We start from the raw sequence: 20967 nt of genomic DNA on the forward strand, positions 1-20967 counted from the left end.
CAAACCTGACCCAGCTGAAGAGCAACAAAGGAACAACAGTGGCATTGGATTTTCAACGGAAAATTCCCGCGTCGTTTGAACGCGTGCGGGGCAACGAGTTTGGTTACAACGCCAAGCAGGTGGACCAGTTCCTCCAGCGGGCCAAGGTGGCGCTCGAGACGCCGAAGGCCGCCATCCACGCCGTCAGCAGCGCAGATGTCCGCGCCGTCTCCTTTGATCCGGTCAAGGGCGGTTACTCCGCCGCCGTGGTGGACGCAGCACTGGACCGCCTTGAAGACGCCTTTGCGCGCCGCGAACGGGATGAACTGATTGCTGCCCGCGGCGAAAATGCCTGGTTGCGGGAGATCGGCAATCTTTCCGGTATTCTCCGGGGCCGCCTCCACCGGCCTGATGGCGACCGGTTCCGGCGCCCCACCAAGAAGAAGGTCCGCAGTTACAACATCCTGGACGTGGACAATCTCTGCTGTGACCTGATCGGCTACCTGGAGGAGGACAAGCCGCTCAGCGTGGACAGTGTCCGCCGGGCCATCTTCCGCCCTGTGGTGGGCGAGGATGGGTACGAGGAAACCCAGGTTGACGCCTTCCTGGACCGCGTGGTCGAACTTATGGCTGCCATCGACTGAGCAAGCTCATTCGCCGTCCCGCGGCGTGGGGGAGATTGTCTGATGGCGGCCCCAAAGGGCCGGATACGACTTGGCGCCGTACACCGCCGTCGCAAGGAAAAGGTGAGGCCGCAAAAAGCCCCTACCGCGACGGACCCCGACATTCCGGTGACGGCCGCCGTCGTGGGCCCTTCCCGGATCGCCGCCACTCACATCGGACATGCCGCTCGTGGGCACCCTACTGAGGCAAGGCGCGAGGGCAGCGGCGCCGCCCATTGCAGCCGCGCCGGACCGTCACCGTTCGGTGACCAGCGGCCGTTCCGGCGTGTGCAGCCGCGTCATGACCCGTGGCATGGTCCTGGGGATCCTGTCTTTCGTCGCACGGGAGACCAACACCATCACTGCGAACGCGGCAGGGACTGTCCACGCCGCCGGCTGGGCCAGCCAGAACGGAATTCCCCCGGCGCCCAGGACAGCCCCGCACACCATGGCGCCCCCACAGAGCACGGCGCCTGTCACCATCCCGGCTATGGCGCCGGTGTCGGTAAGGCCGCGCCACCAGATGCCCAGCAGGAGGACGGGGCAGACGGTGGAAGCGGTGAACGCGAACACCAGGCCCACGCTGCCGGCCAAAGCCAGGGAATCGGTGGTCACGGCGAAGCCCAGGGGGACCACAGCGGAGATGACGGCCGCGAGCCGGAAGCCGCGGACGCCGCCGCCCAGGACGTCCTGGCTGATGACACCGGCCAGAGACACCACCAGACCGGAGGTGGTGGACAGGAACGCGGCAAAGGCGCCGGCCACCACCAGCGCCGAAAGCAGGTCTCCCGCAGTTCCCCCAATGAGGTGCCCCGGCAGGAGCAGGACCACCGCGTCCGCTTGTCCTGACCGGGCAAGTTCAGGCGCGAACATCCTGCCCGCCAGCCCGTAAACGGTCGGAAATAGGTAGAACACTGAGAGCAGGCCGAGCACGATCAAGGTGGTCCGCCGTGCCGAACTGCCGTCCGGGTTCGTGTAGAACCGCACCAGGACATGGGGGAGTCCCAAGGTGCCAAATAGCAGCGCCACCAACAAGGAGATGTTCTGGTAGGCGCCGGCTGGAGCCATTCCGGTGGGGTTCACGGCTGCCGGAGCCACGGCCGCCGTGCCGCTGCCGGTAAGCGTGAACACGATGAACAGGACCGGTACTGCCAGGGCAGTGAGTTTCAGCCAGAACTGGAACGCCTGGACAAAGGTAATGGATCGCATGCCGCCCGCAACCACGGTCAGGCAGACCACAATGACCACCGCCAGCGAGCCCACCCAGGCCGGAAGCCCCGTGGTGATCCGGATGGTCAGGGCCGCACCGTGGAGCTGGGGAACGATGTACAGCCAGCCCACCACCACCACCACCAGGCTGGTCACGCGGCGGACCGCACGCGAATCCAGCCTCGCCTCTGTAAAGTCCGGGATGGTGTAGGCCCCTGACCTGCGCAGCGGGGCGGCCACAAACAACAGCAACATCAGGTAGCCCGCTGTGTAGCCGACAGGGAACCACAAGGCATCAGTACCTGAGAGCAGGACCAGCCCGGCCACCCCCAGGAAACTGGCCGCGGACAGGTACTCGCCGCCAATGGCTGAGGCATTCCACCACGGCCGGACTGTGCGGGACGCTACATAGAAATCCCCGGTGGTGCGGGAAATCCGCAGGCCGTAGAAACCGATCACCGCCGTTGCTACGGAGACCACAACGACAGCCACCACAGCGACAGCGGGATTCATCGGGAAATCACTTCTCCCCGGCCAGGTCACGGTAGCGGGCCTCATTCCGGGCGGCCGTCCGGATGAACAACCAGGCGCTGAGGCCGATCACCGGGTAGATCCCGGCGCCCAGCAGCAGCCAGTCGAACGGGATGCCGGCAACTCTGGTCTCGGCAAGGCCGGGCACGGCTGCCAGCAACACCGGGAACGCGCCCAGAATCAACATGAACCCGACGGCCACCACCAGGGCAAGCCGCAGCTGGGAACGGATCAGGGACCTCACGAAGAGCTGTCCCACGTCTGATTCCTCGGCTGCTTCGCGTGTTTCGCCGGCAGGCCGGAGTGCGGAACGGGGTGCCGTGACGCGGACGCGCGTCATGGCTGCGGCCGGATGCGGGTAACCTGCAGCTTTTCCCGCACCGTGGGCAGGTGGCGGCGGCTGATGGGGAGGCTGGCGCCGGCAACGGAGACGCTGGGCTTATCCGCCGCCAGCTTCATGGAGGTGACATGCTTCAGGGCGACAAGGTAGGAGCGGTGCGTACGGATGAAACCGGCCTCTGCCCATTGCTGCTCCAGATCGGCCAGTGGCACCCGGATGAGGTAGCTCGCGTCCGCGGTATGCAGCCGGGCGTAGTCTCCTTGCGCCTGGACGTAGGTGACGTCGTCGCGCCGGATCATCCTGGTGGTGCCGCCCTGGTCCACGGTGATCATCTCAGGCGCCGCGCCGCCGTCGTGCATTAGCTCACTGATCCTGCCCACTGCACGGGCCAGCCGGTCGGCCCGGATGGGCTTGAGCAGGTAGTCCACGGCGGCCAGTTCGAAGGCTTCCAGGGCGCAGTCCTCATCGGCGGTGACAAACACCACCGCCGGAGGTTTGCTGCTGCGGGAGATGGCACGGGCAACGTCAAGGCCGGACACGGCCGGCATGTGGATGTCCAGGAAAACAGCGTCCACTGATTCGCTGGTGAGCGCCCGGAGTGCTTCGGAGCCGGAGGACGCGCGGTGGATGGTTCCGATACGGTCGTCCCTGCGCAGCAGGTACGCCAGTTCCTCTACGGCGGGCAACTCGTCGTCGGCGACGAGGACATTAATCATGGTTCTACACTAGCCGCCCGGGGAAGCCGGTCTCAGGCGTCGTGGCCGGGTTGGGACTTGGGGACGCGCATGGTGATCAGCGTCCCTTCACCCAAGGCGGTCTCAATCACCAGGCCGTGCTGCTCACCGTAGACCTGGCGAAGCCGGGCGTCAACGTTGCGCAGTCCCACGTGGTCCCCGTCCCGGTGGCCTGCCAGCATGGACTGGAGTTCGGCAGGATCCATCCCCACACCGTCGTCCTCGATGGTGACTTCCGCAAAGGCGCCCGAATCGTTGGCAGTGATGGTGATGTGGCCTGCACCTTCCTTGGCCTCCAGACCGTGCCTCACTGCGTTCTCCACCAGCGGCTGGAGGCTCAGGAAAGGAATGACCGTGCTGAGCACTTCCGGCGCGACCCGCAGGCTGACCTGCACCCGCTCCCCGAAGCGGGCCCGTTCCAGCAGGAGGTACCGGTCGATGCAGCGCAGTTCCTCCGCCAGCGTGGTGAAGTCACCGTGGCGCCGGAACGAGTACCTCGTGAAATCCGCAAACTCCACCACGAGTTCGCGGGCGCGTTGCGGGTCCGTGTTGATGAACGATGCGATGGCGTTCAGTGAGTTGTAGATAAAATGCGGGCTGATCTGTGCCCGCAAGGCCCGCACTTCAGCTTCCATCAGCAGCGTCCGGGATGCGTCCAGTTCCGCAAGTTCCACTTGGACGGCTACCCAGTCGGCCACTTCTCCGGTGGCGCGGACAAGCCCGGCACCCGCCGACGGCGCAAACGCCGCGACCACGCCCACCACCCGTGACCCGGCGCGTACCGGTGCGATGACGGCCTCGAGATTGGCGAACCTACGGTCTGCACCCAGATCCCGGGCCTGGAGTACTGCCGTGCGGCCTCCGGTCAGGACGCCGGCGGCGAGCTCCATCAGCAGCGGTTTCAGTTCCTCTGCGGCACCATCCCAGGCGAGGACCCCCGCGGTATCGGTAATCGCCAGGGCGTCACAGCCGAGAAGGTTGCGCAACTGGCGGCTTGCCTTCGCTGCCCCCGCAGGGTTCAGCCCCGTGCGCAGGTGCTGTCCTGCGCGGGATGCGGCGTGCAGCGTTTTGTATGTGGCGCGCTCGGCATCGGTGCCCAGATCTCGGAAAGACCGCAGCACCTTGATGCCCACGCCGACGACGACGGCGATCGCCAGTACGATCAGGGCGATGGCTGCTGCGGTCAGGAGCGGGGAGTCCGGCATGGTGCCCAGCGTAGCGGCGGGTGCCGTTTGCCGCAGCATCGCGACCGTTGAGCGACCACTGCGCCAGCGCCTCTGGAATGTAGCGCCCGTCACGGCGCAAAGTGATTGCAGTCACATTGACGGCATCCTGCCCCCAAGGCCGCGGCCGGTGTGAACCAGGCAAGTTCTCAATGAGGAGGAACGATGGGTAAAGAACCCCGGACTCCGGGCGCAGCGGCGTCCGTGGACTTTGAAGAGGTCCAGTCGACAGTGCGGTTCCAGGAACTGCGCAAACGCCACCGCAGCTTTGTTTTCCCCATGGCGGTAGCCTTCCTGCTGTGGTACTTCGCATACGTCCTGCTGGCTGACTATGCGGTCGGTTTTATGTCCACCAAGGTGTGGGGGAACATCAACATCGGGCTGATCCTGGGCCTGCTGCAGTTCGTCACCACGTTCGCCATCACCGGCTGGTACGTCAGCTACTCCAACCGCAAGCTGGACCCGATCGCCGCGGAAATCCGCAACGAAATCGAAGGCCATGAATTTGATACGGACGGCAACACCGTGACCGGAGTGAACAAATGATCGGGATTGCCGCGGCGGTTAACGTCGCCGACCTCAAGGAAACCACGCTCCTCAACATGGGGATCTTCGGCCTGTTCGTCGCCGTGACCATGGTGATCGTGTTGCGTGCGAGCCGGAACAACAAGACCGCGGCCGACTACTACGCAGCCGGGCGCTCCTTCACCGGGTCCCAGAACGGCACGGCCATCGCCGGCGACTACCTCTCGGCGGCCTCGTTCCTGGGCATTACCGGCGCCATTGCCATCAACGGCTACGACGGCTTTATGTACTCCATTGGGTTCCTGGTGGCGTGGCTTGTGGCACTGCTGCTGGTGGCCGAACTGCTGCGGAACACAGGCAAGTTCACCATGGCCGATGTCCTCTCCTTCCGGCTGAAGCAGCGTCCGGTCCGCATTTCCGCGGCCATCTCCACCCTTGCCGTCTGCTTCTTCTACCTGCTGGCCCAGATGGCAGGAGCCGGCAGCCTGATCTCCCTGCTTCTGGGCATCAGTGACTGGGGCGGACAGGCGCTGGTGATTATCGTCGTCGGCGGACTCATGATCACGTACGTCCTGATCGGCGGGATGAAGGGCACCACATGGGTCCAGATCATCAAGGCGATCCTGCTGATTGCCGGCGCGGCAGTCATGACCCTCTGGGTTCTGGCCATCTACGGTTTCAACCTCTCCAGCCTCCTCGGTGCGGCCGTTGAGACCTCCAACAACCCTGCGGTGCTGAACCCCGGCCTGCAGTACGGCAAGAGCGAAACCTCCAAGCTGGACTTCATGTCCCTGGGCCTCGCACTGGTCCTGGGCACGGCCGCGCTGCCCCACGTGCTGATGCGCTTCTACACCGTGCCTACGGCCAAGGAAGCCCGGAAATCCGTGGTTTGGTCCATCTGGCTGATTGGGCTCTTCTACCTCTTTACCCTGGTCCTTGGTTACGGTGCAGCAGCCCTCGTTGGCGCAGAAACCATCAAGGGCGCACCGGGCGGCGTCAATTCCGCGGCACCCCTGCTCGCGTTCTACCTCGGCGGACCGCTGCTGTTGGGCTTCATCTCTGCTGTGGCCTTCGCCACCATCCTGGCGGTGGTGGCCGGCTTGACCATCACGGCTGCGGCATCGTTCGCCCATGACATTTACGCGAACGTCATTGCCAAGGGCAAGGCCGACGCCGACACTGAGGTGAAGGTGGCGCGCCGCACCGTAGTGGTGATCGGCATCCTGGCCATCCTGGGCGGCATCTTCGCCAACGGCCAGAACGTGGCCTTCCTGGTGGCCCTGGCCTTCGCCGTGGCGGCTTCGGCCAACCTGCCCACCATTATCTACTCCCTGTTCTGGCGGCGTTTCACCACCCAAGGTGCCGTGTGGAGCATGTACGGCGGCCTGGGCTCGGCCATCATCCTGATCATCTTCTCGCCGGTGGTATCCGGCGGAGCGACCTCCATGATCAAGGACGCCCACTTCGCCCTCTTCCCGCTCAGCAACCCGGGGATCGTGTCAATCCCGCTGGCCTTCGTGCTCGGCTGGCTCGGTACAGTGCTGGACAAGAACCGCGAGGACACCGCCAAGCAGGCCGAGATGGAAGTTCGGTCGCTCACCGGCGTTGGTGCGGAGAAGGCCGTGGACCACTAACTCCTGGAAACGGACGACGGCGGCCCGCAGCCGCCGTCGTTCATTCAGGCTCGTAGTCCCGGCCCAAGGCCCGCGTCCCCTTTCGGGGCCGCGGGCCTAATCCTTGCCCCGGGGCCCTTCCCTTATACTCGGGGTCCCTAAGCCTTGGGCTTGATCTTGATGTTCATCATTTTGAGGTCATGGGTGCCCTCGAAGCGGTAGACGAGGTCGATGTTCCTGGCTCCGTCGCAGGTGATGAGACCCAACACATCGGCTGTCTTGGTACCGTTCTCCGTGTCGGCACTGACCGCACTGTAAGTGGGCTTGCAGGAGTTGTCCATCTCCAGTGTCTTGATGCCGGCGATGAACGCTTCCTTGGTCACCTGTTCCTGGAGCGCCGGGTCGAGGTATTTGTCGTATGCCGTGGAGGAGTCGCCGTCGATCACCAGTTTGGTGAAGTCGTCGGCGAGGCCCTTGGCATGGTTGGTGGGTCCAGCCACAACATTGAACAGGATGACCACACCAAGGATGACCAGCAGCAGGACGCCGCCCACTACGCCCAGGATTGTCCACAGCCGCCGGCGGCCCCGCGCAGGGGGCTCTTCCCCGGGCAGCCCGAACGGCCCGTCGGCCGGTGGTTGGCCGGGCACGCCGTACTGGCCTGGAGCACCACCGTACAGGCCTGGCGGGCCGGATTGAGTCGGCTGTTCCCGTGGCTGCGGGGGCGAGACTGCGGGCTGGTACGGTTCCTGGGGGTTGCTCACATGGAGCCTTTCCGGCAACGCGGTGGCACTGCCTTTTTGATGGGAGCCGCTGGACGGTCCCCATGGATTCACCTTCGAACAGCCTATAACCCAGTCCGCCGGCATAGGCCATGGTCAGATCACGCGGGTAACACTAATTTGCGTCAGGTTACCGGTCGGGTTCCGGATCCTGGCCGTCGCCGGAGCCCCGGTCCAGGAGTGGCTGGATGCGGAAGGGAATGAGTTCGCCCATGGCCAAAGCGGTGTCCGTCCGCTCCACGCCGTCGCAGGCCAGGATTTTCCCGTTGATCCGGAAGAGGTCTTCCGCATCCAACGCAACCACGCGCAGGAGGAGGTCGGCCGAGCCGGTCAGGCCATATCCTTCCAGGATTTCCGGAATGCCGGCGAGGTCATGGGCCAGTTGCCCCAGCTTCTGCTGCTGGACGTGGACCGAGATGAAGGCCATGAGGGGATACCCGAGCGACGCCGGGTTGATCCGCCGCTCGAAGGACAGGAAGACGTGCTTCTTCTCGAGCTGGGCCATGCGCGCCTGAACAGTGTTCCGGGACAATCCCAGCTTCTGGGCAAGCGCCACTACTGTGCGCCGGGGGTCACGGGCCAGCGCTGAGAGCAGTCGGGTATCGGTGCCATCCAAAGCGTGCATAATGCGCAAGGTTAGCACGGTGGCGGTTGTGCAAACAGGGCATGTTGCTCAGTATTTGTGGTGGTAGTTGTACCCCTTGAGCATTGTGAGTAGTGTCACAATTATCCGGGGCAACGGCGCCCGGGCGGCTGGCGGCTGGAGGGACCACAAGTCTCCAGGCCTCGGTCAAACGACGTGAGAAGGTTGCGTGCCATCGTGTCCACAGACGAAGCGGGCCAAGGCGGGACAAGGGCAGGTTCCTCTGCTGGCAGTGCAGGAAACCATGGCGGATCTGGCAGGGATCTGATCCAACTGATTACCCCGGAGGGCGAGCGGGTTAGCCATCCGGAATTCGACCCCTGGGTCAAAGACATCGGCGATCAACAGCTGTGCTCCCTGTTTGAGGACCTGACGGTCATCCGGCGCATCGACGTCGAGGCAACCGCCCTGCAGCGCCAGGGGGAGCTCGGACTCTGGCCGCCGTTGCTGGGTCAGGAAGCAGCACAGGTCGGTTCCGCCAAGGCACTGCGCCACGACGACTTTGTCTTCTCCAGCTACCGTGAAAACGGCGTGGCCTACTGCCGCGGAGTGGACCTTGCGGACATCCTGCGTGTCTGGCGCGGAAACGCCTCCTCCGGCTGGGACCCCTACACCGTCAATATGGCCACGCCACAGATCATCATTGGCGCACAGACGCTGCACGCCACCGGTTATGCGATGGGCATCCAGAACGACGGCGCCGACTCTGTGGCGGTGACCTATTTCGGCGACGGTGCCACGAGCGAAGGCGATGTTAATGAGGCACTGGTGTTTGCCGCCAGCTTTCAGGTGCCGCTGGTCTTCTTCTGCTCCAATAACCATTGGGCCATCTCGGAGCCGGTGCGGCTGCAGTCCCACGTGCAGCTCGCCGACAGGGCTGCAGGCTTTGGAATTCCGGGCCTCAGGGTGGACGGAAACGACGTTCTGGCTGTCATGGCGGCGACGCGCGTAGCCCTGGACCGTGCCCGGCACGGCGGCGGGCCGACGTTCATCGAGGCCGTTACCTACCGCATGGGGCCGCACACCACCGCGGACGATCCCACCCGCTACCGTGACGCCAACGAACTCGAAGACTGGGCCGCTAAGGACCCCATCGACCGCGTCCAGGCACTCCTGGACCGCAAAGGCCTCCTCACGGATCAGCTCCAGCAGCAGGTCAGGGACAAGGCAGACGCCGTGGCCCGCGAGCTCCGTGCAGGCTGCAGTGGCACGCCGGAGCCGGAGCCTCTGGATGTGTTCAAACATGTATACAGCGCACCCAACTCCTGGCTGGACCGGCAGCAGGACCACTACGCCCGATACCTTGCTACTTTCGGCGATCCCGCAGGAGCCACTTCCCAGGAAGGTGCACGCTGATGACCCACATGACCTTTGCCCGTGCCATCAATTCCGGCCTGCGCAAATCCCTCGAAAACGATCCCAAAGTCATCCTCATGGGCGAGGACATCGGCGCCCTCGGCGGTGTGTTCAGGGTGACCGACGGCCTGCAGAAGGACTTTGGCACCCACCGCGTGGTGGATACGCCGCTGGCCGAGTCGGCCATCATTGGAGCCGCCGTCGGCCTTGCCTACCGCGGTTACCGTCCCGTGGTGGAGATCCAGTTCGACGGCTTCATCTACCCTGCCTTTGACCAGATCGTCAGCCAGGTGGCCAAACTGCACTACCGGACGCAGGGTGCCGTAAAGATGCCCATCACCATCCGGGTCCCCTTCGGTGGTGGCATTGGTTCACCCGAGCATCACTCCGAGTCACCCGAGGCGTACTTCACCCACACCTCCGGGCTGCGGGTGGTGACCGTTTCCAATCCGCAGGACGCCTTCACTGTGATCCAACAGGCCATTCTGTCCGATGACCCCGTCCTCTACTTCGAACCCAAGCGCCGTTATCACGACAAAGGTGAGGTGGATGAAGGCACCGACGTCCGCACTTCGCTGCCTATGGATACAGCCCGTGTGCTCACCGAAGGGACGAACGTGACGCTTGTGGCATACGGACCGCTGGTGAAAACAGCCCGGGACGCCGCCACCGCAGCCGCCGACGAAGGTATCTCCATCGAGGTCATCGACCTGCGCTCGCTGGCGCCGGTGGATTACGCCACCGTTGAAGCTTCGGTGCGGAAGACGGGCCGGTTGGTGATCACCCATGAGGCCGGCCAGTCAGGGGGCCTGGGTGCCGAAGTCGCTGCCAGTATCACGGAACGGTGCTTCTACCACCTTGAGGCGGCGCCCGTCCGGGTCACCGGGTTCGATATTCCCTACCCATACTCGAAGGTGGAAATGCACCATCTGCCCAGCCTGGACAGGATCCTCGACGGCGTGGATCGTGCACTGGGGCGGCCAAACTCACTCAGCGGGCTGGAAGGTTGAGCGCCGCCATGATCAAGGAATTCAGGCTTCCGGACCTTGGTGAGGGCCTCACGGAGTCCGAAATCGTGAGCTGGAAAGTCGGCGTGGGCGATACGGTCACCCTGAACCAGGTTATTGCGGAGGTGGAAACGGCCAAAGCCGTGGTGGAGTTGCCCGCTCCGTTCGCCGGCGTGATTACCGCGCTTCACGAACAGCCCGGCACCGTGGTTGCAGTCGGCAAGCCGATCGTCTCGTTTGAAGTACCGGACGACGGCGGTGGGTCGCCGGCCGGTACCGCCCCCGCAAGGGCCGCGCAGGCTGAGGCGGCGGCACCCAAGCGGCAACCCAACCTCGTGGGGTACGGCGCCGTCGTCGAAAGTTCCGGCCGTCCGGTGCGCCGCCAGCGGAACTTTGGTGCGTCGGTGGCTGAGCCTGCCGAAACCGAGCCTGCCGCAACCGGGCCTGCCGCAACCGCGGTGGTTGAGCCTGCTCAAACCAAGCCTGTCGAGACCTACGACCGTCCCCGCTCCACGCCTCCTGTTCGGAAGCTCGCCAAGGACCTGGGTGTCGAGTTGGCCGCAGTCCCGGGCACCGGAGACCATGGACTGATCACGCGGGACGATGTCCGGAACTTCGTCGGACGTGCGGACGTCACAGCGGCGGCGCGGCATCTGTCTGCTGTGTCGGACGCCGCTGCCCCGGCTGCGCAGGGTGGGCGCGAAGTCCGCTCTCCCATCAAGGGTGTCCGGAAGTTCACGGCGGCCGCTATGGTGGCGAGCGCTTTCACGGCGCCGCATGCCACGGAGTTCCTCACGGTGGATGTCACGCCCACCATGGATCTGCTTGCCAAACTGAAGACCAGTGGGGCCTTCCGGGATCATAAGCTCACTCCGCTGACCCTCGTGGCCAAGGCTGTGCTCATCGCGCTCCGGCGGAACCCGTCACTGAACTCACGGTGGGACGACGCCAACCAGGAGATTGTGCAGTTCAATTACGTGAACCTCGGCATCGCTGCAGCCACGCCCCGCGGGCTCACCGTACCGAACGTCAAGGACGCGGACACCCTGTCCCTGCTGGCACTTTCTGAAGCCCTGACGGATCTGACGGAGACCGCCAGGGCCGGGAAGACTGCTCCGGCTGAGCTGGCTGAGGGCACCATCTCCATCACCAACATCGGGGTCTTTGGGATCGACGCCGGCACGCCCATCCTTAACCCGGGTGAAGCGGCCATCCTGGCTGTGGGCGCGGTGCGGAAGAAGCCGTGGGAGTTCCAGGATGAGGTGGCGCTGCGTCAGGTCATGACCTTGAGCCTCTCCTTTGACCATAGGCTGGTGGACGGGGCGCAGGGCTCGCGGTTCCTTGCGGACGTCGGCGCCATCCTGGCCGACCCCGGCATGGCGCTCACGATGGTCTGACCCGCGAGTTTTTGTCCAGATACTGCGACTTAGGAGCGGTTCATCTCGCAGTATCTGGACAAAAACTCCTATTCGAGGGAGGGCTAATGAGCGTCCACTGTGAGGGCCGCCAGGGCCATGCTCTCCAGCAGCGGGCGGGCCGTTCTCGGAGCGATCTTGCGGCCATGGTTCCGCACCGAGTGCGGCGTGGAGTTGATCAGGCCGAAGGTCGCGTGGGCCCGCATCCGCAGTTCTGCAGCGTCGACGGCGGGGAGCAGCCGGGCCAGGACCCCTACCCAGAGCTCCACATAGTTTCGCTGCAGGGTCCGGACCTCCGCCTGGTCCTGCTTGGAGAGATTGCTGAAGTCCCTGTCCTGTACCCGGATCACGTCGGGCTTGCCAAGCGCAAAATCCACCTGGAACCCCACCAGCCGCCGGAGGGCCGCGAGCGGATCCGAGGTTTCCGCCACCACGCGTTGTCCGCCCTCCAAAAGGTCCCGGCTGACCGTCAGCAGCAGATCACCCAGCACTGCCTGCTTTCCCGGGAAATGGCGGTACACGGCCGGGCCGCTGACGCCCGCCGCGGCCCCCAAGTCCTCCAGTGACACGCGGTTGAAGCCGTTCACTGCAAACAGCGATGCGGCGGCGGTCAGTAATGCCTGGCGCCGAATCTCTTTGGCCTGGCTGCGCTGCGTTCCCGTAGAAGGCTGGGTTTCCGGAGCGGGCCGGTCTGATGGCGCCGGCTCGGATGGCTGTGCAGGTCGCGTGATGGGCACGTTTTCCTCCTCGGACCTGCAAATTCTAGCAATGGGTCGACGTGTTGGACATCACAGTTATTAGAGACTAACCTAAATCTCAGTTACAAGGCACTAACCGAGTTCGAAGCCGAGGCTCCACACGAAAACTTGTAGCTGAAGGCTCGCAATAGAACAGGAACGGACCGCGTCGATGGAGACCCTCACCAGCCGGCTTGACGCCGCAAGTGACCTGTTTGCGGCCAACCACACCGCGCAGTCCACGCTCGCCAGGGCACTGCGCGCCAGGCTGGCCGAGACTGCCCTCGGGGGACCGGTGAAATCCCGCGAACGCCATGTGACCCGTGGAAAGCTCCTGCCGCGCGAACGCATCAACCAGCTGCTGGACAACGGCAGCCCGTTCCTGGAAATAGCACCGCTCGCTGCCGACGGCATGTACAACAACGAGTCGCCCGGTGCCGGGGTGATCGCCGGGATCGGTCTGGTGCACGGCCGTCAGGTGCTGGTGATCTCCAACGACGCCACGGTCAAGGGCGGCACCTATTACCCCATGACGGTGAAGAAGCACCTCCGGGCCCAGGAGATCGCCCTGGAGAACCGTTTGCCGTGCATCTACCTGGTGGACTCCGGGGGAGCGTTCCTCCCGAAGCAGGACGAAGTCTTCCCGGACAAGGAACATTTCGGTCGGATCTTCTACAACCAGGCCAGGCTGTCTGCGGCCAAGATCCCGCAGATCGCCTCGGTGATGGGCTCCTGCACCGCCGGTGGCGCCTATGTTCCGGCGATGAGTGATGAGACCGTGATTGTGCGGAACCAGGGCACCATCTTCCTGGGCGGCCCGCCGCTGGTGAAGGCCGCGATCGGCGAGATTGTCACCGCAGAGGAACTCGGCGGCGGCGGCGTCCACTCGAGGATCTCCGGCGTCACCGACCACCTGGCCGAGAACGATGAGCACGCCCTGCAGATCATCCGCGACATCGTCCAAACGCTCCCCAGGCCGGCAGCCCCCGTGTGGGACGTGGATGCCGCCGTCGAACCTGTCGCGGACCCGGCCGAACTTTATGGCGCAGTGCCCACGGACGTCAACGCGCAGTACGACGTCCACGAGGTCATTGCCCGGCTGGTGGACGGCAGCAGATTCCACGAGTTCAAGAGGGAGTATGGCACTACGCTCGTCACGGGTTTCGCCAGGCTGCACGGCCACCCGGTGGGGATCGTGGCCAACAACGGCGTGCTGTTCAGCGAGTCCTCGCTCAAGGGCGCGCATTTCATCGAACTGTGCGATCAGCGCGGAATCCCCCTGGTCTTCCTGCAGAACATCTCCGGCTTTATGGTGGGCAAGGATTCCGAGCAGGGCGGCATCGCCAAAAACGGCGCCAAGATGGTCACCGCGGTGGCCACCGCCAGGGTGCCCAAGCTGACCGTGGTGATCGGCGGGTCCTTCGGGGCCGGCAATTACTCCATGTGCGGGCGTGCGTACTCGCCGCGTTTCCTGTGGATGTGGCCGGCGAGCAGGATCTCCGTCATGGGCGGCAACCAGGCGTCCAGCGTCCTGGCCACCGTCAAGAGGGACCAGTACGAGGCCCGCGGGGAGGACTGGTCCGCCGCTGACGAGGACGCGTTCAAGGCCCCCATCAAGCAGCAGTATGAGGACCAGGGCAGCCCGTATTACTCCACCGCCCGGCTCTGGGACGACGGCGTGATCGATCCCGCGGACACCCGCACCGTGCTGGGACTGGCGCTCGACGTCGTTTCCCGCACCCCGCTGCCGGAGACCTCCTTCGGCCTTTTCCGGATGTGAGCCCGCTGTGACTATGTATTCCCCGGCCAGTACCTCAACACCCGAAACGCCCCTCTTCGGGACAGTCCTCGTGGCCAACCGTGGGGAGATCGCCTGCCGCGTGATCCGCACCCTGCGCGTCCTCGGGATCCGTTCCGTGGCCGTCTACAGCGATGCCGACGCCGACGCCCGGCACGTGCGTGAAGCTGACCGTTCCGTGCGGATCGGCCCCGCTGCCGCTGCGGAGAGCTACCTGAACATCGTGGCCATCGTCCAGGCCTGCCGCGACACGGGCGCCGAGGCGGTCCACCCCGGCTACGGCTTCCTCAGCGAGAACGTCGATTTCGCCCGGGCCCTGGAAGCAGCCGGCATCACCTTCATCGGCCCCGGCGTCGAATCCCTGAACGTCATGGGGGACAAGATCCGGTCCAAGAACCACGTGGCGGGCTACGGCGTTCCCGTGGTGCCCGGCGTCGCCGAGCCTGGTATGACCGACGCGCAACTGATGGAGGCCGCGGCCGCCGTCGGATTCCCGTTGCTCATTAAACCGTCCGCCGGCGGCGGCGGGAAGGGCATGCACATCGTGGAACGCCCCGGCGAACTCGAGGCCGCACTGGCAACCGCCCGGCGCGTCGCGGCGAGCGCCTTTGGTGACGACACGCTCTTCCTGGAGCGGCTGGTCCGCACGCCGCGGCATATCGAAGTCCAGGTCCTGGCTGACAACCACGGCAACGTAATTCATCTCGGTGAGCGCGAGTGCTCCCTGCAGCGCCGCCACCAGAAGGTCATCGAGGAAGCGCCATCACCGCTGCTGGAAGGACTGAACGACGGCGGCGCCACCCGTGCCCGGATTGGTGAGGCGGCCTGCCAGGCGGCCCGGAGCGTCCACTACAGTGGTGCCGGCACCGTAGAGTTCCTTGTCTCTGACGAGGCCCCGGATGAGTTCTTCTTTATGGAGATGAACACGCGCCTCCAGGTGGAGCACCCGGTCACTGAAATGGTCACCGGCGTCGACCTGGTCGATTGGCAGGTGCGGATCGCCGCCGGCGGGGAACTGACCGTCCGACAGGCCGACGTCGAACTTAACGGGCACGCCGTCGAAGCCCGCGTCTACGCGGAAATCCCGGAACGGAACTTCATGCCGTCAGGCGGTGAGGTAGTGCTCCTGGATGAGCGCGGCGCTACGTTCACCCCCACGGAAAATTTCAGCCCGCCCGCCCCTGCAGCCGAGGACCCGGACATCCGCATCGATTCCGCGTTGTTGCAGGGGCTGGAAATTTCCAGCGATTACGACCCCATGGTGGCCAAGGTGATCGCCTGGGGCGCCGACCGTAAAGCCGCGCTCGCACGGCTCGATGCTGCGCTCGCCGGCTACACGGTCCTGGGGATCGACACGAACGTGGAGTACCTTCGCCTGCTGATCAACGACGACGACGTCCAGGCCGGGCGCCTGGACACCGGCCTGATCGAGCGCAGGATGCCGCACTTCACCTTCCGCCACGTCGGGGAGGCCGAGCTCATCGCCGCCGCGGTTCCGGAGTGGGCGGTAGCCCATAAAGCGGCGAACGCCGGATCCCCCTGGGCCGGCACCACCGGCTGGCGGCTGGGAAGCCCGGCGGCCTGGACCCGGACCTTTGGTGTCCCCGGCGGCGACACGGCCACAGTAGCGCTGACTTGGGTAAGCAACGTGGACCTTGGCCATGCCACGGCCCGGGTCGACGATGGCGCGGAACACGAGGTGACTGTCCTGGGACTGACCGGACATGTCGTGTTTCTGGCGATCGACGGCCAGCAGATGCGGTTCGCGCGGGGTTCTTCGTGGGAGGAGGACCGGGCAATGGGGGGTGCGCAGACTCTCTACGTTGGCAACGGCGGCTGGTCTTGCCGGCTGGAAGTACTGACCCGGGAGTCGCGGCTCGCCCGATTGCTCGCGGGCATCCAGCGCGAGGAGGGTATGGCAGACCCGGAGGTCCGCTCGCCCATGCCGGGCACGGTGGTCTCGGTTGCCGTCGCCAACGGAGACGCCGTGGCGGCTGGCCAGGTCCTCCTGTCTGTCGAAGCCATGAAAATGGAACATCAGCTCGTGGCCGAGGTAGCAGGCACGGTACACATCAGCGTCAGGACCGGCGACCTGGTGAAGGCGGACCAGATGCTGGCCACCATCCACGCAGCGGCCACTGATTTACTCACGGACCCCATCCCGGGCGCACTTACGGACCCGGACAACACAGGCAAGGGAGCCTAGCCATGGCAGATTTCGAACTCAGCGAGGAGTACCAGGATCTCAGCGATACCGTCCGGGATTTCGCGGACAACGTGGTGGCACCGGTCTCCGCGAAGCACGATGAGGAACACAGCTTCCCCTACGAAATCGTGAAGCAGATGGCAGGCATGGGTCTCTTTGGGCTGCCGTTCCCGGAGGAATACGGCGGGATGGGCGGAGACTACTTCGCCCTCGCGCTCGCCCTCGAACAGCTGGGCAGGGTGGACCAGTCCGTGGCAATCACCCTGGAAGCCGGCGTCTCCCTCGGCGCCATGCCCGTCTACCGGTTCGGCACTGAAGCCCAGAAAGACGAGTGGTTGCCGGTGCTGGCCTCGGGTGAGGCGCTCGCGGGCTTTGGTCTCACGGAGCCCGAAGCAGGGTCTGACGCCGGGGGCACCAAGACCAATGCGAAGCTCGACGGCGGGAACTGGGTGATCAATGGCAACAAGGAGTTCATCACCAACTCCGGGACGGACATCACCCGCCTGGTCACTGTCACAGCGGTCACGGGCCAGACGGAGCGCAAGGACGGCAGCGTCAAGAAGGAAATCTCCACCATCCTGGTGCCCACCGACACACCGGGGTTCAAAGCGGAGAAGCCCTATAACAAGGTGGGCTGGAACGCATCAGACACCCACCCGCTGACGTTGAAGGACGTCCGCGTGCCGGAGGAAAACCTGCTCGGTGAGGAAGGGCGCGGCTACGCTAACTTCCTCTCCGTCCTGGATGAAGGCAGGATCGCCATCGCCGCGCTGGCCACAGGGGCAGCGCAGGGCTGCGTGGACCTTTCGGTGAAATACGCCAAGGAACGCAACGCGTTCGGCCAGAACATCGGCAAGCACCAGGCCATCGCGTTCAAGATCGCCCGCATGCAGGCAAGGGCCCACACTGCCCGTTTGGCCTACTACGACGCCGCCGCCAGGATGCTCGCAGGAAAGCCATTCAAGACGCAGGCCGCCATCGCTAAGATGGTCGCAGGCGAGGCAGCCATGGACAACGCGCGGGATGCCACCCAGGTGTTCGGCGGCTATGGCTTCATCAACGAATTCACCGTGGCACGCCACTACCGCGACTCCAAGATCCTTGAAGTGGGGGAGGGCACCACGGAGGTCCAGCTGATGCTGATCGCCCGCGAGCTCGGACTGTAGCCGGCACGAGAGGATCACTGATGATTAACAAGGTTGTTGCCAGCGCAGAGCAAGCCATAGCGGACATCCCGGACGGCGCGTCGCTCGCGGTGGGAGGGTTCGGCCTGTGCGGGATCCCGGTGGCACTGATCGACGCCCTGCACCGGCACGGCACCAGGGACCTGGAGACGGTGAGCAACAACTGCGGCGTGGACGGCTGGGGCCTGGGCGTCCTGCTCCGTGACGGCCGGATCCGGCGGACCGTCAGTTCCTACGTCGGCGAAAACAAGGAGTTCGCGCGCCAGTATCTTTCCGGTGAACTCGAAGTGGTGCTGACCCCGCAGGGGACACTCGCGGAGAAACTCCGGGCCGGCGGCGCGGGGATCCCGGCTTTCTTCACCAAAGCGGGCGTGGGCACCCAGGTGTCCGAGGGCGGACTCCCGCAGAAGTACAACGCCGACGGCGGGGTTGCGATCGCTTCCGCATCGAAGGAAGTGCGCACCTTTAACGGGGTTGACTACGTCTTGGAAGAGTCACTGACGCCCGATTTCGGCCTGGTGCATGCGTGGAAAGGCGACCGCCATGGCAACCTTGTCTTCCATGCCACCGCCATGAACTTCAACCCCCTCTGTGCCATGGCCGGCAGGATCACCATCGCCGAAGTGGAGGAGTTGGTGGAACCCGGCGAACTGGATCCGGAGCACGTCCACGTGCCCGGCATCTTCGTCCAGCGGGTGGTGGTGGTGCCCGACGGGGAGAAACGCATCGAAAAGCGGACTGTGAGCCTGGCAACGGCGTCAAGCTCTGGGCAACAGGCAACCCGGCAGGTAACCCCACAGGCAGGAGCGTAGCCATGGAGTCGAACAACAGGCAGGGAGCCCCTCCCCGTCCGGAAGCCGTCCGGCCCGAGTACCGGCGGGCCGCCGTCGGCCATCCGGAGGGCGCCAATCAGGACACCAAAGGGTGGACCCGCAACGAGCTCGCCGCCAGGGTGGCCCGTGAGCTCAGCAATGGCCAATACGTCAACCTGGGCATCGGCATGCCCACCCTGATCCCCAACTACATTCCGGCCGGGATCGAGGTGGTCCTCCACTCGGAGAACGGCATCCTGGGCGTGGGCCCCTACCCGGCCGAGGACGCCGTGGACCCGGACCTGATCAATGCCGGCAAGGAGACCGTCACGGTCAACAAGGGCGCCGCGTTTTTCGATTCCGCTGCATCGTTCGGCATGATCCGGGGCGGCCACGTGGATGTGGCCGTGCTGGGTGCCATGGAGGTGGCGCAGAACGGCGACCTGGCCAACTGGATGATTCCCGGGAAGATGGTCAAGGGTATGGGTGGTGCCATGGACCTGGTTTTCGGTGCCAAAAAGGTGATTGTGATGATGGAGCACGTTGACCGGAACGGCCGGCCCAAAATCGTGGAGCAGTGCACGCTTCCGCTCACCGGCAAAGCCTGCGTGGACCGGATCATCACCGACCTCGCCGTGATCGACGTTGTCACCGAAGGCGGGCGGTCCCGGCTGGTGCTCCGCGAACTGGCGCCCAACGTGTCCGTCGAGGACGTCGCGGCGGCCACCGGGGCGGAACTCTTCGAAGAGGACCAGGAACTCACCGTATGACGGACGGGGTTTCGGCAGGCTCAACCGCCGGCGGATCAGGCCCAGCCGCCGGCCCGCGGGTAATTGAACAGCGCGGCCTGTATTTCGAGGAGCTCGAGGAGGATGTTGTCTACGCGCACCGGCCTGGACGCACCGCGACAGAGGCGGACAACGTCCTGTTCACCACGCTCACCATGAACACACAGGCTCTGCACCTGGACGCCGCCTGGAGCGCCGGCCAGCCCTTCGGCCAGCGTCTTGTCAATTCGATGTTCACGCTGTCCACCGTGGTGGGCCAGTCCGTGTCACAGCTGACCCAGGGCACCATCATCGCCCAGCTTGGCCTGACCGATGTGTCCTTTCCGCACCCGCTGTACCACGGCGACACGCTCTACACAGAGACCGTCGTTACGCAGAAGCGGCTTTCAGCATCGCGGCCCGGCCAAGGGATCGTGACCATGCAACACACCGGCAGGAACCAGGACGGCACCGTGGTGGCGCTGGCCACCCGGAGCTGCCTGATGTGGACACGTGCCGCCCACAGCGGGCGCCCGGCGGAACAGGAACAGGGGAGCGGAGAGGGCGTCGAAAAGGGGACAATGTCCGTATGACATTTGTGATGGGACCCGCACTGTTGTTCTGCCCCGCCGACCGGCCGGAGCGTTACCAGAAGGCCGCCGAGCGCGCCGATGCCGTCATCCTGGACCTGGAAGACGCCGTGGCACCCGCGGACAAACAGCGGGCCCGCGGCGCGATCCTCGCCCAGCTCGGTGCGGCCGGCGACGGACCCGAGCTGGACCCCAGCCGGACCATCGTGCGCATCAATCCGGGGGGCACCGAAGAGTTCGAGAAGGACCTTCACTGCCTGGCGCACACGCCATACCGGACGGTGATGCTGGCTAAGGCAGAGAACGCTAACCAGCTGGAAGCACTCAAGGACTTCCACGTCATAGCACTGTGCGAAACAGCCAAGGGAATCCTGAATGCGCCTGCCATCGCGGCGGTGCCTAATGTGGTTGCCCTGATGTGGGGCGCCGAGGACCTGCTCGCGTCCCTGGGCGGCACCTCCTCCAGAATGGACGACGGCGGCTACCGCGCCGTGGCGCTGCACGCCCGGTCCGCGGTACTTGTCGCCGCCCGCGCCTTCGGGAAGGAAGCCGTGGACGCTGTCTACGTCAACATTCCTGACCTCGACGGGCTGGCCATGGAGTCTGGCGATGCGGTGGCGTCCGGCTTCAGCTCCAAGGCGTGCATCCACCCCAGCCAAGCGAACGTCGTCAGGGGCGCCTACGCGCCGTCAGACGCTGACGTCGCCGCCGCTAAGGAGTTGCTGCAGACCGCCGCTTCCGCCGGGTCGGGCGTCTTCCAGTTCAACGGCAAAATGATCGACGGGCCCATTCTCAAACATGCGGAGGCCACGCTCCGCAGGGCCGGACTGCGCGCCTGACTCACTGAACCTGGT

20 protein-coding genes are annotated in these 20967 nt (G+C 65.0%); 13 read left to right on the forward strand and 7 right to left on the reverse strand.

Annotated elements, in window-relative coordinates:
• The first annotated feature begins 38 nt into the window (after nucleotides 1–38).
• Nucleotides 39–623 carry a DivIVA domain-containing protein gene (locus tag ABIB27_RS15120; RefSeq protein WP_354254188.1) on the forward strand — a complete coding sequence of 195 codons (585 nt, stop codon included), beginning with the start codon at nucleotides 39–41 and terminating at the stop codon, nucleotides 621–623.
• A 273-nt stretch (nucleotides 624–896) separates the two neighbouring features.
• Here ABIB27_RS15120 and ABIB27_RS15125 read toward each other — a convergent pair whose 3' ends face one another.
• From ABIB27_RS15125 to ABIB27_RS15140, 4 genes are read right to left on the reverse strand one after another with little or no spacing between them, the layout of a single operon-like run.
• Complete coding sequence (locus ABIB27_RS15125; RefSeq protein ID WP_354254190.1) at nucleotides 897–2363, reverse strand: sodium/solute symporter; 1467 nt, start codon at nucleotides 2361–2363, stop codon at nucleotides 897–899.
• Nucleotides 2364–2370: 7 nt separating this feature from the next.
• Nucleotides 2371–2721: a DUF485 domain-containing protein gene (locus tag ABIB27_RS15130; RefSeq protein WP_354254192.1), complete on the reverse strand. Its 351-nt coding sequence runs from the start codon at nucleotides 2719–2721 to the stop codon at nucleotides 2371–2373.
• Nucleotides 2718–3437, reverse strand: a complete 720-nt coding sequence (locus ABIB27_RS15135; protein ID WP_354254194.1) for a LytR/AlgR family response regulator transcription factor — start codon at nucleotides 3435–3437, stop codon at nucleotides 2718–2720. Before ABIB27_RS15135 ends, ABIB27_RS15130 begins: the two co-directional genes overlap by 4 nt.
• Before the next feature lie 32 nt (nucleotides 3438–3469).
• On the reverse strand, nucleotides 3470–4660 hold the full coding sequence (locus ABIB27_RS15140) for a sensor histidine kinase (protein WP_354215363.1): 1191 nt from the start codon (nucleotides 4658–4660) through the stop codon (nucleotides 3470–3472).
• A gap of 183 nt (nucleotides 4661–4843) precedes the next feature.
• On the opposite strand from ABIB27_RS15140, the gene ABIB27_RS15145 reads away from it, so the two are divergent.
• Both ABIB27_RS15145 and ABIB27_RS15150 read left to right on the forward strand, forming a co-directional pair.
• Entirely contained in the window at nucleotides 4844–5224 is a 381-nt protein-coding gene (locus ABIB27_RS15145) for a DUF485 domain-containing protein (RefSeq protein ID WP_354254195.1), read from the forward strand.
• Complete coding sequence (locus ABIB27_RS15150) at nucleotides 5221–6837, forward strand: monocarboxylic acid transporter (RefSeq protein ID WP_354215303.1); 1617 nt, start codon at nucleotides 5221–5223, stop codon at nucleotides 6835–6837. The genes ABIB27_RS15145 and ABIB27_RS15150 overlap by 4 nt, the downstream gene beginning before the upstream one ends.
• Nucleotides 6838–6974: 137 nt before the next feature.
• Here the strand turns inward: ABIB27_RS15150 and ABIB27_RS15155 are convergent, their stop codons facing one another.
• Together ABIB27_RS15155 and ABIB27_RS15160 are read right to left on the reverse strand one after the other, a co-directional pair.
• Nucleotides 6975–7580, reverse strand: a complete 606-nt coding sequence (locus ABIB27_RS15155; RefSeq protein WP_354215304.1) for a hypothetical protein — start codon at nucleotides 7578–7580, stop codon at nucleotides 6975–6977.
• Nucleotides 7581–7728: 148 nt separating this feature from the next.
• Nucleotides 7729–8223, reverse strand: a complete 495-nt coding sequence (locus tag ABIB27_RS15160; RefSeq protein WP_354215305.1) for an Lrp/AsnC family transcriptional regulator — start codon at nucleotides 8221–8223, stop codon at nucleotides 7729–7731.
• Between the two features lie 195 nt (nucleotides 8224–8418).
• Between ABIB27_RS15160 and pdhA the strand changes: the two genes are divergently transcribed.
• From pdhA to ABIB27_RS15175, 3 genes are read left to right on the forward strand one after another with little or no spacing between them, the layout of a single operon-like run.
• Nucleotides 8419–9597, forward strand: coding sequence for a pyruvate dehydrogenase (acetyl-transferring) E1 component subunit alpha (pdhA, locus tag ABIB27_RS15165; protein ID WP_354215306.1), 1179 nt, complete (start codon nucleotides 8419–8421; stop codon nucleotides 9595–9597).
• Nucleotides 9597–10607, forward strand: a complete 1011-nt coding sequence (locus tag ABIB27_RS15170; protein ID WP_354215307.1) for an alpha-ketoacid dehydrogenase subunit beta — start codon at nucleotides 9597–9599, stop codon at nucleotides 10605–10607. Before pdhA ends, ABIB27_RS15170 begins: the two co-directional genes overlap by 1 nt.
• Nucleotides 10608–10615: 8 nt before the next feature.
• Nucleotides 10616–12001, forward strand: a complete 1386-nt coding sequence (locus ABIB27_RS15175) for a dihydrolipoamide acetyltransferase family protein (protein WP_354215308.1) — start codon at nucleotides 10616–10618, stop codon at nucleotides 11999–12001.
• Nucleotides 12002–12084: 83 nt separating this feature from the next.
• Here the strand turns inward: ABIB27_RS15175 and ABIB27_RS15180 are convergent, their stop codons facing one another.
• Entirely contained in the window at nucleotides 12085–12756 is a 672-nt protein-coding gene (locus ABIB27_RS15180) for an SACE_7040 family transcriptional regulator (protein ID WP_502909230.1), read from the reverse strand.
• 172 nt (nucleotides 12757–12928) lie between these two features.
• Here ABIB27_RS15180 and ABIB27_RS15185 point away from each other — a divergent pair, with 172 nt between their 5' ends.
• The 7 genes from ABIB27_RS15185 to ABIB27_RS15215 are packed head-to-tail and all read left to right on the forward strand — an operon-like array spanning nucleotide 12929 to nucleotide 20952.
• A complete protein-coding gene (locus ABIB27_RS15185; protein WP_354215309.1) occupies nucleotides 12929–14536 on the forward strand; it encodes a carboxyl transferase domain-containing protein in 1608 nt (535 codons plus the stop codon).
• Nucleotides 14537–14549: 13 nt separating this feature from the next.
• The gene (locus tag ABIB27_RS15190) at nucleotides 14550–16760 is read left to right on the forward strand and encodes an acetyl/propionyl/methylcrotonyl-CoA carboxylase subunit alpha (protein ID WP_354254197.1); all 2211 of its coding nucleotides are present in this window, start codon (nucleotides 14550–14552) and stop codon (nucleotides 16758–16760) included.
• 2 nt (nucleotides 16761–16762) lie between these two features.
• A complete protein-coding gene (locus ABIB27_RS15195) occupies nucleotides 16763–17926 on the forward strand; it encodes an acyl-CoA dehydrogenase family protein (RefSeq protein ID WP_354254199.1) in 1164 nt (387 codons plus the stop codon).
• Between the two features lie 20 nt (nucleotides 17927–17946).
• Nucleotides 17947–18756 carry a CoA transferase subunit A gene (locus tag ABIB27_RS15200; protein WP_354215311.1) on the forward strand — a complete coding sequence of 270 codons (810 nt, stop codon included), beginning with the start codon at nucleotides 17947–17949 and terminating at the stop codon, nucleotides 18754–18756.
• A 2-nt stretch (nucleotides 18757–18758) separates the two neighbouring features.
• Entirely contained in the window at nucleotides 18759–19526 is a 768-nt protein-coding gene (locus ABIB27_RS15205; RefSeq protein ID WP_354215312.1) for a CoA transferase subunit B, read from the forward strand.
• Nucleotides 19523–20116, forward strand: a complete 594-nt coding sequence (locus tag ABIB27_RS15210) for a MaoC family dehydratase (RefSeq protein WP_354215313.1) — start codon at nucleotides 19523–19525, stop codon at nucleotides 20114–20116. The genes ABIB27_RS15205 and ABIB27_RS15210 overlap by 4 nt, the downstream gene beginning before the upstream one ends.
• The gene (locus tag ABIB27_RS15215) at nucleotides 20113–20952 is read left to right on the forward strand and encodes an HpcH/HpaI aldolase/citrate lyase family protein (RefSeq protein WP_354215314.1); all 840 of its coding nucleotides are present in this window, start codon (nucleotides 20113–20115) and stop codon (nucleotides 20950–20952) included. The genes ABIB27_RS15210 and ABIB27_RS15215 overlap by 4 nt, the downstream gene beginning before the upstream one ends.
• Nucleotides 20953–20967 lie beyond the last annotated feature (15 nt).

Origin of the sequence: Arthrobacter sp. UYEF21, from assembly GCF_040546085.1 — a bacterium.
In the GTDB taxonomy this organism is placed as follows: Bacteria; Actinomycetota; Actinomycetes; order Actinomycetales; family Micrococcaceae; genus Arthrobacter.

What these genes read in the sequence shown, in the direction of transcription:
- ABIB27_RS15125 (WP_354254190.1), bottom strand. Translation starts at nt 2,363, where the DNA reads ATGAATCCCGCTGTCGCTGTGGTGGCTGTCGTTGTGGTCTCCGTAGCA.
- ABIB27_RS15130 (WP_354254192.1), bottom strand. Translation starts at nt 2,721, where the DNA reads ATGACGCGCGTCCGCGTCACGGCACCCCGTTCCGCACTCCGGCCTGCC.
- ABIB27_RS15135 (WP_354254194.1), bottom strand. Translation starts at nt 3,437, where the DNA reads ATGATTAATGTCCTCGTCGCCGACGACGAGTTGCCCGCCGTAGAGGAA.
- ABIB27_RS15140 (WP_354215363.1), bottom strand. Translation starts at nt 4,660, where the DNA reads ATGCCGGACTCCCCGCTCCTGACCGCAGCAGCCATCGCCCTGATCGTA.
- ABIB27_RS15145 (WP_354254195.1), top strand. Translation starts at nt 4,844, where the DNA reads ATGGGTAAAGAACCCCGGACTCCGGGCGCAGCGGCGTCCGTGGACTTT.
- ABIB27_RS15150 (WP_354215303.1), top strand. Translation starts at nt 5,221, where the DNA reads ATGATCGGGATTGCCGCGGCGGTTAACGTCGCCGACCTCAAGGAAACC.
- ABIB27_RS15160 (WP_354215305.1), bottom strand. Translation starts at nt 8,223, where the DNA reads ATGCACGCTTTGGATGGCACCGATACCCGACTGCTCTCAGCGCTGGCC.
- ABIB27_RS15170 (WP_354215307.1), top strand. Translation starts at nt 9,597, where the DNA reads ATGACCCACATGACCTTTGCCCGTGCCATCAATTCCGGCCTGCGCAAA.
- ABIB27_RS15175 (WP_354215308.1), top strand. Translation starts at nt 10,616, where the DNA reads ATGATCAAGGAATTCAGGCTTCCGGACCTTGGTGAGGGCCTCACGGAG.
- ABIB27_RS15185 (WP_354215309.1), top strand. Translation starts at nt 12,929, where the DNA reads ATGGAGACCCTCACCAGCCGGCTTGACGCCGCAAGTGACCTGTTTGCG.
- ABIB27_RS15190 (WP_354254197.1), top strand. Translation starts at nt 14,550, where the DNA reads ATGTATTCCCCGGCCAGTACCTCAACACCCGAAACGCCCCTCTTCGGG.
- ABIB27_RS15195 (WP_354254199.1), top strand. Translation starts at nt 16,763, where the DNA reads ATGGCAGATTTCGAACTCAGCGAGGAGTACCAGGATCTCAGCGATACC.
- ABIB27_RS15200 (WP_354215311.1), top strand. Translation starts at nt 17,947, where the DNA reads ATGATTAACAAGGTTGTTGCCAGCGCAGAGCAAGCCATAGCGGACATC.
- ABIB27_RS15205 (WP_354215312.1), top strand. Translation starts at nt 18,759, where the DNA reads ATGGAGTCGAACAACAGGCAGGGAGCCCCTCCCCGTCCGGAAGCCGTC.
- ABIB27_RS15210 (WP_354215313.1), top strand. Translation starts at nt 19,523, where the DNA reads ATGACGGACGGGGTTTCGGCAGGCTCAACCGCCGGCGGATCAGGCCCA.
- ABIB27_RS15215 (WP_354215314.1), top strand. Translation starts at nt 20,113, where the DNA reads ATGACATTTGTGATGGGACCCGCACTGTTGTTCTGCCCCGCCGACCGG.